The organism is Sphingobium sp. GW821-FHT02B05 (genome assembly GCF_059421905.1).
The window spans coordinates 12,607-25,498 of the sequence record NZ_JBWKVW010000004.1 but is presented as its reverse complement, the minus strand read 5'-3'; the positions used below and the strand labels follow the sequence as shown (position 1 = coordinate 25,498).

Here is a 12,892-nt window from a genome sequence, read left to right as displayed (position 1 = left end):
GCTCTTGCGGCTCCAGGGGGCTTATGCCCACCGGGGCCTTTGCCGTTTGGTCGAATCTCTCGTCCGAACGGTGCAAAACGCGGGGACGTCCAGGTAAAGTAACTGAAAAAGGTGAAGGGCTTCATGCCAACAATCAACCAGCTGGTCCGCAAGGGCCGCGAGCTGCAGAAGGCCAAGAGCAAGGTCCCTGCAATGGATGCGAACCCGCAGAAGCGCGGCGTTTGCACCCGTGTCTATACGACGACCCCGAAAAAGCCGAACTCGGCTCTTCGTAAGGTGGCGAAGGTGCGTCTGGTCAACCAGCGCGAAGTCATCACCTACATTCCGGGTGAAGGTCACAACCTTCAGGAGCACAGCGTCGTGCTGATCCGTGGCGGCCGCGTACGCGATCTTCCCGGTGTGCGTTACCACGTGCTGCGCGGCGTTCTGGATACCCAGGGCGTCAAGGATCGTAAGCAGAGCCGTTCGAAGTACGGCGCGAAGCGTCCGAAGTAAGGGAGACTAGAATATGTCACGTCGTCGTCGCCCCGAAAAGCGCATCATCCTGCCCGATCCCAAGTTCGGTGATATCGTGCTGTCGAAGTTCATGAACAGCATCATGCAGGACGGCAAGAAAGCCGTTGCCGAATCGATCGTCTATGGTGCCCTCGACACTGTCGAGACCCGCGCCAAGAAGGATCCGATCGGTCTGTTCCATGACGCGCTGAACAATGTGAAGCCCGGCATCGAAGTCCGCAGCCGCCGCGTCGGCGGTGCGACCTATCAGGTGCCTGTCGAAGTTCGTCCCGAACGTTCGCAGGCCCTGGCGATTCGCTGGCTGATCACCGCCGCGCGCAACCGCAGCGAAACCACGATGGCCGCGCGCCTTTCGGGTGAGCTGCTGGACGCCGCCAACAACCGCGGCAATGCCGTGAAGAAGCGCGAAGACACGCACCGCATGGCGGAAGCGAACCGCGCCTTCTCGCACTACCGCTGGTAATATCGGACGGGCGCCGTTTGGGTGCCCGTTTCGACATTCGGCACTCAAAATCGGTCCGTTCGCCGGGGGTCTCTACCCATGGCGAACGGATTGGTTTAGGGGCCACGCGCAGAAAAACGAATCCCCTCACCGCCGGCGCGCCGGCAACGGAGAAGCATCATGGCCCGCAGCCATCCGCTCGAACATTATCGTAACTTCGGTATCATGGCGCATATCGACGCCGGCAAGACCACCACGACCGAGCGTATCCTTTACTATACCGGCAAGTCCTACAAGATCGGCGAAGTCCATGACGGCGCCGCGACCATGGACTGGATGGAGCAGGAGCAGGAGCGTGGTATCACCATCACGTCGGCTGCAACGACGTGCGTTTGGAAGGCGGCTGAGGGCAAGGGTCCCGAGCATCGCCTGAACATCATCGACACGCCCGGCCACGTTGACTTCACCATCGAAGTCGAACGTTCGCTGCGCGTGCTCGACGGCGCGGTTGCCGCGTTTGACGGCGTTGCCGGCGTTGAGCCGCAGTCGGAAACCGTGTGGCGTCAGGCGGACAAGTACAAGGTTCCGCGGATGTGCTTCATCAACAAGCTCGACCGTACCGGCGCCAATTTCTATTATTGCGTACAGACGATCATCGACCGTCTGGGCGCTGTCCCTGCCGTTCTCTACCTGCCCATCGGCGCGGAAGCGGACTTCAAGGGCCTGGTCGACCTGGTCGAAAATCGCGCGATCATCTGGAAGGATGAAAGCCTGGGCGCCGAATTCTCCTATGAAGAGATTCCGGCCGACCTGGCTGACAAGGCTGCCGAATATCGCGAAAAGCTGATCGAGCTCGCCGTCGAGCAGGACGACGAGGCGATGGAAGCCTATCTGGAAGGCAATCTGCCCGACGTCGCGACGCTCAAGAAGCTGATCCGCAAGGGTACGCTGGGTCAGTCGTTCGTGCCGGTGCTGTGCGGCAGCGCGTTCAAGAACAAGGGCGTCCAGCCCCTGCTCGACGCGGTCGTCGACTATCTGCCTTCGCCGCTCGACATTCCTGACGTGCAGGGCATCAATCCCGATACCGAAGAACCCGACAGCCGTGCGACCGCGGACGACGCGCCCTTCTCGGGCCTGGCGTTCAAGATCATGAACGATCCGTTCGTCGGTTCGCTGACCTTCCTGCGCGTTTATTCGGGCACCCTGACCAAGGGCACCTATCTGAACTCGGTGAAGGACAAGAAGGAAAAGATCGGCCGCATGCTCCTCATGCATGCGAACAGCCGTGAAGACATCGACGCGGCTTATGCCGGCGATATCGTCGCGCTGGCCGGCATGAAGGAAACCACCACCGGTGATACGCTGTGCGCCGAGCGCCAGCCGATCATCCTGGAGCGGATGGAATTCCCCGAGCCGGTCATCGAACTGTCGGTCGAACCCAAGACCAAGGCCGACCAGGAAAAGATGGGCGTCGCGCTCAACCGCCTGGCCGCCGAGGATCCGTCCTTCCGCGTCTCGACCGATCACGAATCGGGCCAGACCATCATCAAGGGCATGGGCGAGCTTCACCTCGAAATCCTGGTCGACCGCATGAAGCGCGAGTTCAAGGTCGAGGCGAATGTCGGTGCGCCGCAGGTGGCCTATCGCGAATATCTCAAGAAGGCCGTCGACGTCGACTACACCCACAAGAAGCAGTCGGGCGGCACCGGCCAGTTCGGCCGCATCAAGGTGAAGCTGACGCCGGGCGAACGCGGCGCGGGCATCATCTTCAAGGATGAGATCAAGGGCGGTAACATTCCCAAGGAATATATCCCCGCGATCGAAAAGGGCATGCGCGAAACCGCGGCAACCGGCTCGCTGATCGGCTTCCCGATCATCGACTTCGAAATCAACCTCTATGACGGCGCCTATCATGACGTCGACTCGTCGGCGTTGGCGTTCGAAATCACCGGTCGCGCAGCGATGCGCGAAGCGGCGCAGAAGTCGGGCATCACCCTGCTCGAGCCGGTCATGAAGGTCGAGGTCGTCACCCCGGAAGAATATCTGGGCGACGTCATCGGTGACATGAACAGCCGTCGTGGCCAGATTCAGGGTACCGACACGCGCGGCAACGCGCAGATCGTCGAGGCCATGGTGCCGCTGGCGAACATGTTCGGCTATGTGAACTCGCTGCGTTCCTTTACCCAGGGGCGCGCGAACTACTCGATGACCTTCTCGCACTATGACGAAGTGCCGCAGAATGTTGCGGACGAAGTCAAGGCGAAGATGGCCTGATGATTTCCCTGGCCGAGCCGCGCAATCGGCTCGGTTAGGGGCTGGTAATCTGTAAATTTGCTGCTATGGACGCGCCTTCGCGAGGCGCGGCCGAGCGGTCAGACCCAAGCTGATTTTGATTAGAAGGTAGGATAAAATGGCTAAGGCTAAGTTTGAGCGGAATAAGCCGCACTGCAACATCGGCACCATCGGTCACGTCGACCATGGCAAGACCTCGCTGACCGCAGCGATCACCAAGGTGCTGGCCGAAACCGGCGGCGCGACCTTCACGTCGTACGACAACATCGACAAGGCGCCTGAAGAGCGCGAGCGCGGCATCACCATTTCGACCGCCCACGTCGAATATGAAACCGAAGCTCGCCACTATGCGCACGTCGATTGCCCGGGCCACGCTGACTATGTGAAGAACATGATCACCGGTGCCGCCCAGATGGACGGCGCGATCCTGGTTGTTTCGGCCACCGACGGCCCGATGCCCCAGACCCGTGAGCACATCCTGCTCGCCCGTCAGGTTGGCGTGCCGCAGCTCGTCGTGTTCATGAACAAGGTCGACCTGGTCGACGACGCCGAAATCCTCGAACTGGTCGAGCTGGAAATCCGTGAACTGCTCAGCAGCTACGATTTCGACGGCGACAACATCCCCGTCATTCCGGGTTCGGCTGTTGCTGCCCTTCAGGACAAGACCCCTGAAATCGGCCATGACGCCGTTCTGAAGCTGATGGCCGCTGTCGACAGCTTCATCCCGCAGCCTGAGCGTCCGGTCGACAAGCCCTTCCTGATGCCGATCGAAGACGTGTTCTCGATTTCGGGTCGTGGTACGGTTGTGACCGGCCGCGTCGAAACCGGCATCATCAAGGTTGGTGAAGAAGTCGAAATCGTCGGCCTCAAGGACACCAGCAAGACCACCGTCACCGGCGTGGAAATGTTCCGCAAGCTGCTCGACGAAGGTCGTGCGGGCGACAATATCGGCGCCCTGGTTCGTGGCACGAAGCGTGAAGAAGTTGAGCGCGGTCAGGTTCTGGCCAAGCCCGGCACCATCACGCCGCACACCGAATTCGACGCCGAAGTGTACGTGCTGTCGAAGGAAGAAGGCGGTCGTCACACCCCGTTCTTCGCGAACTATCGTCCGCAGTTCTACTTCCGCACCACCGACGTGACCGGCGAAGTGATCCTGCCCGAGGGCACCGAAATGGTCATGCCTGGCGACAACGTGAAGCTCGGCATCAAGCTGATCGCCCCGATCGCCATGGATCCGGGTCTGCGCTTCGCCATCCGTGAAGGCGGTCGTACCGTCGGCGCAGGGGTTGTCGGCACGATCTCGAAGTAATATAGGACCGCAGCGGCGCGAATCGCCTGATTCGCGCCGCTGAGGATTTTAACCGCCCCGGATCGCCTTTCTCCGGCTCGCAAGAGCTAGAAGGGCAGTTTACGGGGCGGATATTTTTTGTTGGCGCATTTCCACAAATCATCGGCTGCTCCGGCTGATTTTTGAAAATGCTCTACGTTTTTGGCTCTTTCGCATCGGTACAGGAACTATGGACAGCAACATCCGCATTCGCCTCAAGGCGTTCGATCATCGCGTGCTCGATCAGGCGACCGGCGATATCGCCGACACCGCCCGCCGCACCGGCGCCCTTATTCGCGGTCCGATTCCCCTTCCGACGCGCATCGAAAAGTTCACGGTCAACCGTGGTCCGCACATCGACAAGAAGTCGCGCGAGCAGTTCGAGGTCCGCACCTACAAGCGTATGCTTGACATTGTGCAGCCGACGCCGCAGACGGTCGACGCGCTGATGAAGCTGGACCTGGCTGCCGGCGTGAACGTCGAAATCAAGCTGGCCTAAGCGCCGGCAAGTCCCTGCCTTCCTTTGGAGGGCAGGGTATCGGGTATTCCGGGAAACCGGAAGCTCACACGACACAGGGATACCGCACGGCCTCTCCGGTAAACCGGACAGGCTCGTGGTTCTGGTCCTCCGTCGCCGTTCCCGAGAGGGGGTGGCATCCAACCCGGACGGGGTGATCTATAATTTGGGTTGGGCCGCGAAGCAGAGATGCTGAGCGGTTTTTTCGTTGGATACGCCCGCTGCTAAGGCGGGCCTCTATGGGAGTAACAAGTGATGCGCACAGGCGTGATCGCTAAGAAAGTCGGGATGACCCGTCTGTTCCAGGAGGACGGACGTCACATTCCAGTTACGGTTCTGGCCCTTGAGGGCAACCAGGTCGTGGCACGCAAGGATGTCGACAGCGATGGCTATGTGGCCGTCCAGCTCGGTGCCGGCGTTGCCAAGGTGAAGAATGTCGCCAAGCCGCAGCGTGGCCATTTCGCCAAGGCCGAAGTCGAGCCGAAGGCTCGCCTGGTCGAATTCCGCGTCGCCGAGGATGCGCTCCTCGATGTCGGCGTCGAAATCGCCGCTGACCATTTCATCGCCGGCCAGCTGGTCGACGTTGCAGGGCACACCCAGGGTAAGGGTTTTGCCGGTGCCATGAAGCGTTGGGGCTTCGGCGGTATGCGCGCCACGCACGGCGTGTCGATCAGCCACCGTGCCCATGGTTCGACTGGTAACCGTCAGGATCCGGGCCGCGTCTTCAAGAACAAGAAGATGGCCGGCCACATGGGTGACCGCGAACGCACGCAGCAGAATCTCGAAATCGTCCGCACGGACGTCGAGCGTGGTCTGCTGTTCGTCAAGGGTTCGGTTCCGGGCGCCAAGGGCACCTGGCTGACCGTGAGCGACGCCGTCAAGGTGAAGCGCCCGGCCGACGCGCCGTACCCGGCCAGCCTGAAGGCGGCCGCCAACAGCAACACCGCTGCGGAAACGCCTGCTGAAGCAGCCGCGCCCGAAGCGACCGAAGGCCAGGAGGGCTAATCATGAAGGTCAATGTACAGACCCTCGACGCACAGGCCGCCGGCGAACTGGAGCTGAATGACGACGTGTTCGGTCTGGAACCGCGCGCCGACATTCTGCACCGCGTCGTCACCTGGCAGCTCGAAAAGCGTCGTGGCACTGCCCGCGGTACCCGCGAGCGTTCCGACGTCGCCCGTACCGGCAAGAAGTTCGGTCGCCAGAAGGGCGGCGGTACCGCTCGTCACGGCGATCGCCGCGCGCCCGTCTTCATCGGCGGTGGTAAGGCTCACGGTGCCCGCGTTCGCGACTTCAACCCCTCGCTGAACAAGAAGGTTCGCGCGCTGGGTCTGAAGATGGCGCTGTCTTCGAAGGTCAAGGCAGGAACGCTGACGATCATCGACAGCCTGGACGTTGCAGAAGGCAAGACCAAGGCGCTGGTCGCCAACCTTGCCAAGCTGAACCTAACCAAGGTGCTGTTCATCGACGGCGACGCCGTCAACGTCAGCTTCGCGAAGGCTTCGGCCAACATCATCGGCGTGGACCTGCTCCCTGCCGTTGGCGCCAATGTCTATGACATCCTGAAGGCCGACTCGCTGGTGCTCACCCGCGCCGCGGTCGAAAAGCTGGAGGCCCGTTTCAATGGCTAAAAAAGAAGCCGCGGCCGTCGCCAACCGTCACTATGACGTCGTTGTCGCACCGCACATCACCGAGAAGTCGACCCTTCTCTCCGAGAACAACGCCGTGGTCTTCAAGGTCGCTGGCGATGCGTCGAAGCCGGAGATCAAGGCTGCCGTCGAGGCGATCTGGGGCGTCGAAGTCAAGAGCGTGAACACGCTGGTGACCAAGGGCAAGACGAAGCGCTGGAAGGGCAAGCCCTACACGCGCTCGGACGTGAAGAAGGCGATCGTCCGCCTGGCCGAAGGCCAGTCGATCGATATCACCGAGGGAGTCCGCTAAGATGGCTCTTAAGCATTACAACCCGACCAGCCCGGCCCGCCGCGGCCTGATCCTGGTCGACAAGTCGAGCCTGCATAAGGGTAAGCCCGTCAAGGCGCTGACCGAAGGCAAGCGCAAGACCGGCGGCCGTAACAACAAGGGTCATGTGACCTCGCGTGGTATCGGTGGCGGTCATAAGCAGCGCTATCGCATCATCGACTTCAAGCGTCGCTTGTGGGATGTCGAAGGTACGGTCGAGCGTCTGGAATATGACCCCAACCGCACCGCCTTCATCGCGCTGGTGAACTATCCCGACGGTACGCAGTCCTACATCATCGCGCCGCAGCGTCTTGCCCCCGGTGACAAGGTCATCGCCGGCAAGAAGACCGACGTGAAGCCGGGCAACGCGATGGAACTGGGTCAGATGCCGGTCGGCACGATCATCCACAACATCGAGATGAAGCCGGGCAAGGGCGCGCAGCTCTGCCGTTCGGCGGGCACCTATGCCCAGCTGGTCGGTCGTGATCGCGGCATGGTGATGGTGCGTTTGTCCTCGGGCGAACAGCGCTATATCCGTTCGGACTGCATGGGCACCATCGGCGCCGTGTCGAACCCCGACAATGGCAACACCAATCTTGCCAAGGCAGGCCGCAACCGTTGGAACGGCATCCGTCCGCTGACGCGCGGTGTCGCCAAGAACCCGGTCGATCACCCGCATGGTGGTGGTGAAGGCCGCACTTCGGGCGGCCGTCATCCGGTTACCCCGTGGGGCAAGCCGACCAAGGGTGCTCGCACCCGCCACAACAAGGCGACGGACAAGTTCATCATCCGTAGCCGCCACGCGAAGAAGAAGAGGTAAGCGAGATGGCTCGTTCCGTCTGGAAAGGTCCGTTCGTGGACCTCAGCCTTCTGAAGAAGGCGGAAGCCGCGCAGGACGCGGGTGGCCGTGCGCCGATCAAGACCTGGTCGCGTCGTTCCACCATCCTGCCGCAGTTCGTCGGCCTGACGTTCAGCGTCTATAACGGCCGCAAGCATGTTCCGGTTTCCGTGAACGAGGATATGGTGGGTCACAAGCTGGGCGAATTCGCCCCGACCCGCTTCTTCCCCGGCCACGCCGCCGACAAGAAGGGCAAGCGCTAATGAGCAAGCCTAAAGCTCCCCGTCGCGTCGCCGACAATGAGGCTCTGGCCGTCGGCACGCAGATCCGTGGTTCGGCCCAGAAGCTGAACCTGGTTGCCACGCTGATCCGCGGCCACAAGGTCGAAGACGCGCTGAACATCCTGGCCTTCTCGAAGAAGGCGATGGCTGTGGACGTGCGCAAGGTGCTGGCTTCGGCCATCGCCAACGCGGAAAACAACCATAATCTCGACGTCGACTCGCTGGTCGTCGCGGAAGCATCGGTCGGCAAGGCGTTCACGCTGAAGCGCTTCCACGCTCGCGGCCGCGGCAAGTCGACCCGGATCCTCAAGCCCTACAGCCGCGTGCGCATCGTCGTGCGTGAAGCTGGCGAAGAAGCGGAGGCGTAAGCACATGGGTCACAAGAGCAATCCGATCGGTCTGCGTCTCCAGATCAACCGTACCTGGGACAGCCGCTGGTTCGCTGAAGGCGCCGACTATGGTCGGCTGCTGCTGGAAGATCTCAAGATCCGCCAGTTCATCTTCAAGAACCTGCCGCAGGCCGCGATCTCCAAGGTCGTGATCGAGCGTCCGGCCAAGCTGTGCCGCGTGTCGATCTATGCCGCCCGTCCGGGCGTCATCATCGGCAAGAAGGGTGCGGACATCGAAAAGCTTCGCAAGAAGCTGGGCGCGCTGACCTCGTCCGACGTGTCGCTGAACATCGTCGAAATCCGTAAGCCGGAAGTCGACAGCAAGCTCGTCGCACAGGGCATCGCCGACCAGCTGGAACGCCGCGTGGCGTTCCGCCGTGCGATGAAGCGTGCGGTGCAGTCGGCCCTGCGTCTGGGCGCCGAAGGCATCAAGATCACCTGCGGCGGCCGTCTGGGCGGCGCAGAGATCGCGCGCGTCGAATGGTATCGCGAAGGCCGCGTTCCGCTGCACACGCTGCGTGCGAACGTCGATTATGCCGAAGCCACGGCACACACCGCCTATGGCGTGTGCGGCATCAAGGTCTGGATCTTCAAGGGCGAAATCCTTGGTCACGATCCGATGGCCACCGACCGGCTGATGCTGGAGGCTCAGACCTCCGGCGTGCGCCCGGCGCGCTGAAGATAAGAAGGTAATAGCGTCATGCTGCAACCGAAGAAAATGAAGTTCCGCAAGACCTTCAAGGGTCGGATCAAGGGCGATGCCAAGGGTGGCTCGGCTTTGAATTTCGGCTCCTATGGTCTTAAGGCCCTGGAACCTGAGCGCGTCACCGCCCGCCAGATCGAGGCGGCTCGCCGCGCGATCACCCGCCACATCCGCCGTCAGGGCCGGTTGTGGATCCGCGTGTTCCCCGACGTGCCGGTTTCCAAGAAGCCTGCCGAAGTCCGTCAGGGTAAGGGCAAGGGTTCGGTCGAATATTGGGCTGCTCGCGTCAAGCCGGGCCGCATCCTGTTCGAACTGGACGGCGTGCCCGGTCCGCTCGCAGCAGAGGCCTTCTCGCGCGCCGCGATGAAGCTGCCCATCAAGACGAAGGTCGTTGCCCGCCTCGGCGACACCTCGCACCTGGAGGGTTAATCGTGGCCAACGTCGCAGACCTCAAGACCAAGACGGACGACGAACTGTCGACCGAACTCAACAACCTGAAGCGTGAGCAGTTCAATCTGCGCTTCCAGGCGGCGACCAACCAGCTGGAAAAGCCCAGCCGCGTCAAGGAAGTCCGTCGGTCGATCGCGCAGATCAAGACCCTGCAGACGGAGCGTAACAGCTCCGCTGCCAAGTAAAGGAACCACACGATGCCCAAGCGCGTGCTGACGGGAACTGTGGTTTCCGACAAGACCGACAAGACGGTGGTCGTTCGCGTGGAGCGCAAGGTAAAGCATGCGCTCTACGGCAAGATCATCCGCCGTTCCAAGAAGTACCATGCCCATGATGAGGGCAATATCTACAAGGAAGGCGAAACGGTCCGAATCGAAGAGACCGCTCCGATTTCCAAGCTCAAGACCTGGAAGGTCATCGAGCGCGTGGATACCCACAAGTCGCCGGAAACGGCCGCTTAAGGGCAGGCTCGCTGAGCCTTTGGTGAAAAATGCGGCGCGGGGCTGGCCTTTTCCTTTGGAAAGGGTTACAGGCCCGCGCTTCGCGTAGAGTCACCGGGCTTTAGGCAGATGAATTCGGAACCGCCGGGAATTGCCCCGGTAGGCCAAATAAGAAGGAACCGGATCTATGATCCAGATGCAATCCAATCTTGACGTCGCTGACAACAGCGGCGCCAAGCGCGTCCAGTGCATCAAGGTGCTGGGCGGCTCGAAGCGTCGCTTCGCTGGCGTAGGCGACATCATCGTCGTCTCGATCAAGGAAGCTGCGCCTCGTGGTAAGGTGAAGAAGGGTGACGTGCATCGTGCCGTCATCGTGCGTACCGCCAAGGATATCCGCCGTGCAGACGGTTCGGTCATCCGTTTCGATGGCAACGCCGCTGTGCTCATCAACAAGAACGAGGAGCCGATCGGCACCCGTATCTTTGGCCCCGTCGTTCGCGAACTGCGCGCCAAGAAGCACATGAAGATCATCAGCCTTGCTCCAGAGGTGCTGTAATGAGCGCTGCTAAGATCAAGAAGGGCGACAAGGTCGTCATCCTGGCCGGCAAGGACAAGGGCCGCACCGGCGCTGTTCTGGCCGTGATGCCCAAGGACGACAAGGTCCTGGTGGAAGGCATCAATGTGCATGCCAAGCATCGCAAGCCCGACCAGGCGAACCCGCAGGGTGGCATCGAGCGCAAGCCTGCGCCGCTCCACATTTCGAACGTCGCTGTCGCCGATACGGATGGCAAGCCGACCCGCGTCCGTTTCGAGGATCGCGACGGCAAGAAGGTCCGCGTCGCCGTCAAGTCCGGTGAGGTGCTGTAATGGCCGAGAAGTTTACGCCGCGCTCGAAGGCGCAGTATGACGCCGAAATCGTCAAGGCGATGACCGAGAAGTTCGGTTACAAGAACGTCATGGAAATCCCCCGGATCGAAAAGATCACGCTCAACATGGGCGTGGGCGAAGCGACCCAGGACAAGAAGAAGGTCACCTCGGCCGCCGAAGAGATGGAGCTGATCGCTGGTCAGAAGCCCGTCATCACCAAGGCGAAGAAGTCGATCGCGCAGTTCAAGCTGCGTGAAGGCATGCCTATCGGTGCGAAGGTCACGCTGCGTCGTGAACGCATGTATGAGTTTCTTGATCGTCTGATCAATATCGCTCTGCCCCGCGTGCGCGATTTCCGTGGTCTCAACCCGAAGAGCTTCGATGGCCGTGGCAACTATGCCTTCGGTATCAAGGAGCAGATCATCTTCCCGGAGATCAGCTATGACCGCGTCGACAAGGTGCGCGGCATGGACATCATCGTGACCACCTCCGCGAAGACGGACGATGAAGCGCGCGAACTGCTGCGCCTCTTCGGCTTCCCCTTCCCGATTGAAGAGAAGCAGGCGGCCTAATCCAGGCCCCGCTTCTCTCCCAACGCTTAAGCTAAGGAAGAGAACTTAAGTCATGGCGAAACTGAGTTCGATCAACAAGAACGAGCGCCGCAAGAAGCTGGTTAAGAAATATGCCGGCCGTTATGCAAAGCTCAAGGCGATCGCGAATGATACCGCGGCCGATGACAGCGATCGTCTGATCGCGCGTCTGAAGATGGCGGAGATCCCCCGCAACGGCAATCCGACCCGCGTTCGGAACCGCTGCGAACTGACGGGGCGTCCCCGCGCTTATTACCGCAAATTCCGCCTCTGCCGCGTGCAGCTGCGTGATCTGGCCAACAAGGGCCTGATCCCCGGCGTCACCAAGTCGAGCTGGTAAGGATCATTTGAGATGGCATTGACCGATCCCCTGGGTGATATGCTCACCCGCATCCGCAACGGGCAGCAGGCGAAGAAGGACAGCGTTGTGTCCCCCGCTTCCAAGCTGCGCGCCCGCGTGCTCGACGTGCTCCAGCGTGAAGGCTACATCCGTGGCTATTCCGAAGAAGCCCTGGGTAACCACCCTGGCCTGCGCATCGAGCTGAAATATTTCGAAGGTCAGCCGGCGATCAAGCATGTCGCCCGCGTGTCCAAGCCTGGCCGCCGTGTTTATTCGGGTTCCAAGGAACTGCCGGTAATCCGCAACGGCCTGGGCATCACCATTGTCTCGACGCCTCGTGGCGTTCTGTCCGACGCCGAAGCGCGTGAGCAGAATGTCGGTGGCGAAGTGCTGGCGGAGGTGTTCTGATGAGCCGCACTGGCAAAAAGCCGGTCACCGTGCCTTCGGGCGTGACCGCGTCCATCGCCGACGGTCAGCTGTCGGTGAAGGGCCCCAAGGGTACCCTGTCGCTGCCGCTGGCTGATGAAGTCACCTACAGCATCGAAGATGGTGTGATCGCGGTGAAGCCTGCCAATGACAGCAAGCGCGCGCGCGCTTTCTGGGGCATGCAGCGCACCCTGGTCGCCAATCTGGTGACGGGCGTGACCGAAGGTTACACCAAGAAGCTGCTGATCACCGGCGTCGGTTATCGCGCGGATTCGAAGGGCAAGGTTCTGAACCTGAAGCTCGGCTATTCGCACGATGTCGATTTCGCGATCCCGGAAGGTATCGAGATCAAGACCCCGGATAACACCACGGTCGAGATCAGCGGTATCGACAAGCAGCAGGTCGGTCAGGTCGCTGCCGAGATCCGTCGCTGGCGCAAGCCCGAACCCTATAAGGGCAAGGGTATCAAGTACGCCGGCGAGTTCATCTTCCGCAAGGAAGGGAAGAAGAAGTAA

At 61.2% G+C, this 12,892-nt stretch carries 21 protein-coding genes; all 21 read left to right on the top strand.

All coding sequences use genetic code 11. The features are described from left to right. Window positions 1-123 precede the first annotated feature (123 nt). Window positions 124-495, top strand: a complete 372-nt coding sequence (rpsL, locus tag AC07UX_RS14290; protein ID WP_311269162.1) for a 30S ribosomal protein S12 — start codon at window positions 124-126, stop codon at window positions 493-495. 13 nt (window positions 496-508) lie between these two features. Next, window positions 509-979 (top strand): 30S ribosomal protein S7, encoded by a 471-nt coding sequence (rpsG, locus tag AC07UX_RS14285; protein ID WP_184269396.1) that lies wholly within the window; start codon window positions 509-511, stop codon window positions 977-979. A 159-nt stretch (window positions 980-1,138) separates the two neighbouring features. Continuing rightward, complete coding sequence (fusA, locus tag AC07UX_RS14280) at window positions 1,139-3,232, top strand: elongation factor G (protein ID WP_495192668.1); 2,094 nt, start codon at window positions 1,139-1,141, stop codon at window positions 3,230-3,232. 136 nt (window positions 3,233-3,368) lie between these two features. Then, window positions 3,369-4,559: an elongation factor Tu gene (tuf, locus tag AC07UX_RS14275; protein WP_120250995.1), complete on the top strand. Its 1,191-nt coding sequence runs from the start codon at window positions 3,369-3,371 to the stop codon at window positions 4,557-4,559. 208 nt (window positions 4,560-4,767) lie between these two features. Further along, entirely contained in the window at window positions 4,768-5,076 is a 309-nt protein-coding gene (rpsJ, locus tag AC07UX_RS14270; protein WP_007686587.1) for a 30S ribosomal protein S10, read from the top strand. 273 nt (window positions 5,077-5,349) lie between these two features. Then, complete coding sequence (gene rplC / locus AC07UX_RS14265) at window positions 5,350-6,099, top strand: 50S ribosomal protein L3 (RefSeq protein WP_495192860.1); 750 nt, start codon at window positions 5,350-5,352, stop codon at window positions 6,097-6,099. 2 nt (window positions 6,100-6,101) lie between these two features. Next, entirely contained in the window at window positions 6,102-6,725 is a 624-nt protein-coding gene (gene rplD / locus AC07UX_RS14260) for a 50S ribosomal protein L4 (RefSeq protein ID WP_495192667.1), read from the top strand. Then, the gene (locus AC07UX_RS14255) at window positions 6,718-7,035 is read left to right on the top strand and encodes a 50S ribosomal protein L23 (protein ID WP_120250992.1); all 318 of its coding nucleotides are present in this window, start codon (window positions 6,718-6,720) and stop codon (window positions 7,033-7,035) included. The genes rplD and AC07UX_RS14255 overlap by 8 nt, the downstream gene beginning before the upstream one ends. 1 nt (window position 7,036) lies before the next feature. Next, window positions 7,037-7,873, top strand: coding sequence for a 50S ribosomal protein L2 (rplB, locus tag AC07UX_RS14250; protein ID WP_120250991.1), 837 nt, complete (start codon window positions 7,037-7,039; stop codon window positions 7,871-7,873). 5 nt (window positions 7,874-7,878) lie between these two features. Further along, on the top strand, window positions 7,879-8,154 hold the full coding sequence (rpsS, locus tag AC07UX_RS14245; protein WP_056691701.1) for a 30S ribosomal protein S19: 276 nt from the start codon (window positions 7,879-7,881) through the stop codon (window positions 8,152-8,154). Then, window positions 8,154-8,540: a 50S ribosomal protein L22 gene (rplV, locus tag AC07UX_RS14240; RefSeq protein ID WP_495192666.1), complete on the top strand. Its 387-nt coding sequence runs from the start codon at window positions 8,154-8,156 to the stop codon at window positions 8,538-8,540. Before rpsS ends, rplV begins: the two co-directional genes overlap by 1 nt. 4 nt (window positions 8,541-8,544) lie before the next feature. Continuing rightward, window positions 8,545-9,240, top strand: coding sequence for a 30S ribosomal protein S3 (gene rpsC / locus AC07UX_RS14235; protein WP_495192665.1), 696 nt, complete (start codon window positions 8,545-8,547; stop codon window positions 9,238-9,240). A gap of 21 nt (window positions 9,241-9,261) precedes the next feature. Continuing rightward, window positions 9,262-9,693 carry a 50S ribosomal protein L16 gene (gene rplP, locus AC07UX_RS14230; RefSeq protein WP_179043900.1) on the top strand — a complete coding sequence of 144 codons (432 nt, stop codon included), beginning with the start codon at window positions 9,262-9,264 and terminating at the stop codon, window positions 9,691-9,693. Between the two features lie 2 nt (window positions 9,694-9,695). After that, window positions 9,696-9,899, top strand: coding sequence for a 50S ribosomal protein L29 (gene rpmC, locus AC07UX_RS14225; RefSeq protein ID WP_056691689.1), 204 nt, complete (start codon window positions 9,696-9,698; stop codon window positions 9,897-9,899). A 12-nt stretch (window positions 9,900-9,911) separates the two neighbouring features. Beyond that, the gene (gene rpsQ / locus AC07UX_RS14220) at window positions 9,912-10,175 is read left to right on the top strand and encodes a 30S ribosomal protein S17 (protein ID WP_495192664.1); all 264 of its coding nucleotides are present in this window, start codon (window positions 9,912-9,914) and stop codon (window positions 10,173-10,175) included. A 166-nt stretch (window positions 10,176-10,341) separates the two neighbouring features. After that, window positions 10,342-10,710, top strand: coding sequence for a 50S ribosomal protein L14 (gene rplN, locus AC07UX_RS14215; protein ID WP_056691686.1), 369 nt, complete (start codon window positions 10,342-10,344; stop codon window positions 10,708-10,710). Further along, complete coding sequence (gene rplX, locus AC07UX_RS14210; RefSeq protein WP_120250988.1) at window positions 10,710-11,021, top strand: 50S ribosomal protein L24; 312 nt, start codon at window positions 10,710-10,712, stop codon at window positions 11,019-11,021. Before rplN ends, rplX begins: the two co-directional genes overlap by 1 nt. Then, entirely contained in the window at window positions 11,021-11,593 is a 573-nt protein-coding gene (gene rplE / locus AC07UX_RS14205; protein WP_495192663.1) for a 50S ribosomal protein L5, read from the top strand. Before rplX ends, rplE begins: the two co-directional genes overlap by 1 nt. A gap of 52 nt (window positions 11,594-11,645) precedes the next feature. Further along, window positions 11,646-11,951, top strand: coding sequence for a 30S ribosomal protein S14 (gene rpsN / locus AC07UX_RS14200; protein ID WP_007707881.1), 306 nt, complete (start codon window positions 11,646-11,648; stop codon window positions 11,949-11,951). A 12-nt stretch (window positions 11,952-11,963) separates the two neighbouring features. Then, window positions 11,964-12,359, top strand: coding sequence for a 30S ribosomal protein S8 (gene rpsH / locus AC07UX_RS14195; protein WP_120250986.1), 396 nt, complete (start codon window positions 11,964-11,966; stop codon window positions 12,357-12,359). Then, the gene (gene rplF, locus AC07UX_RS14190; protein ID WP_495192662.1) at window positions 12,359-12,892 is read left to right on the top strand and encodes a 50S ribosomal protein L6; all 534 of its coding nucleotides are present in this window, start codon (window positions 12,359-12,361) and stop codon (window positions 12,890-12,892) included. Before rpsH ends, rplF begins: the two co-directional genes overlap by 1 nt.

Coding starts and splice junctions, on each gene's coding strand:
- rpsL (WP_311269162.1), top strand. CDS start 124: ATGCCAACAATCAACCAGCTGGTCCGCAAGGGCCGCGAGCTGCAGAAG.
- rpsG (WP_184269396.1), top strand. CDS start 509: ATGTCACGTCGTCGTCGCCCCGAAAAGCGCATCATCCTGCCCGATCCC.
- fusA (WP_495192668.1), top strand. CDS start 1,139: ATGGCCCGCAGCCATCCGCTCGAACATTATCGTAACTTCGGTATCATG.
- tuf (WP_120250995.1), top strand. CDS start 3,369: ATGGCTAAGGCTAAGTTTGAGCGGAATAAGCCGCACTGCAACATCGGC.
- rpsJ (WP_007686587.1), top strand. CDS start 4,768: ATGGACAGCAACATCCGCATTCGCCTCAAGGCGTTCGATCATCGCGTG.
- rplC (WP_495192860.1), top strand. CDS start 5,350: ATGCGCACAGGCGTGATCGCTAAGAAAGTCGGGATGACCCGTCTGTTC.
- rplD (WP_495192667.1), top strand. CDS start 6,102: ATGAAGGTCAATGTACAGACCCTCGACGCACAGGCCGCCGGCGAACTG.
- AC07UX_RS14255 (WP_120250992.1), top strand. CDS start 6,718: ATGGCTAAAAAAGAAGCCGCGGCCGTCGCCAACCGTCACTATGACGTC.
- rplB (WP_120250991.1), top strand. CDS start 7,037: ATGGCTCTTAAGCATTACAACCCGACCAGCCCGGCCCGCCGCGGCCTG.
- rpsS (WP_056691701.1), top strand. CDS start 7,879: ATGGCTCGTTCCGTCTGGAAAGGTCCGTTCGTGGACCTCAGCCTTCTG.
- rplV (WP_495192666.1), top strand. CDS start 8,154: ATGAGCAAGCCTAAAGCTCCCCGTCGCGTCGCCGACAATGAGGCTCTG.
- rpsC (WP_495192665.1), top strand. CDS start 8,545: ATGGGTCACAAGAGCAATCCGATCGGTCTGCGTCTCCAGATCAACCGT.
- rplP (WP_179043900.1), top strand. CDS start 9,262: ATGCTGCAACCGAAGAAAATGAAGTTCCGCAAGACCTTCAAGGGTCGG.
- rpsQ (WP_495192664.1), top strand. CDS start 9,912: ATGCCCAAGCGCGTGCTGACGGGAACTGTGGTTTCCGACAAGACCGAC.
- rplN (WP_056691686.1), top strand. CDS start 10,342: ATGATCCAGATGCAATCCAATCTTGACGTCGCTGACAACAGCGGCGCC.
- rplX (WP_120250988.1), top strand. CDS start 10,710: ATGAGCGCTGCTAAGATCAAGAAGGGCGACAAGGTCGTCATCCTGGCC.
- rplE (WP_495192663.1), top strand. CDS start 11,021: ATGGCCGAGAAGTTTACGCCGCGCTCGAAGGCGCAGTATGACGCCGAA.
- rpsN (WP_007707881.1), top strand. CDS start 11,646: ATGGCGAAACTGAGTTCGATCAACAAGAACGAGCGCCGCAAGAAGCTG.
- rpsH (WP_120250986.1), top strand. CDS start 11,964: ATGGCATTGACCGATCCCCTGGGTGATATGCTCACCCGCATCCGCAAC.
- rplF (WP_495192662.1), top strand. CDS start 12,359: ATGAGCCGCACTGGCAAAAAGCCGGTCACCGTGCCTTCGGGCGTGACC.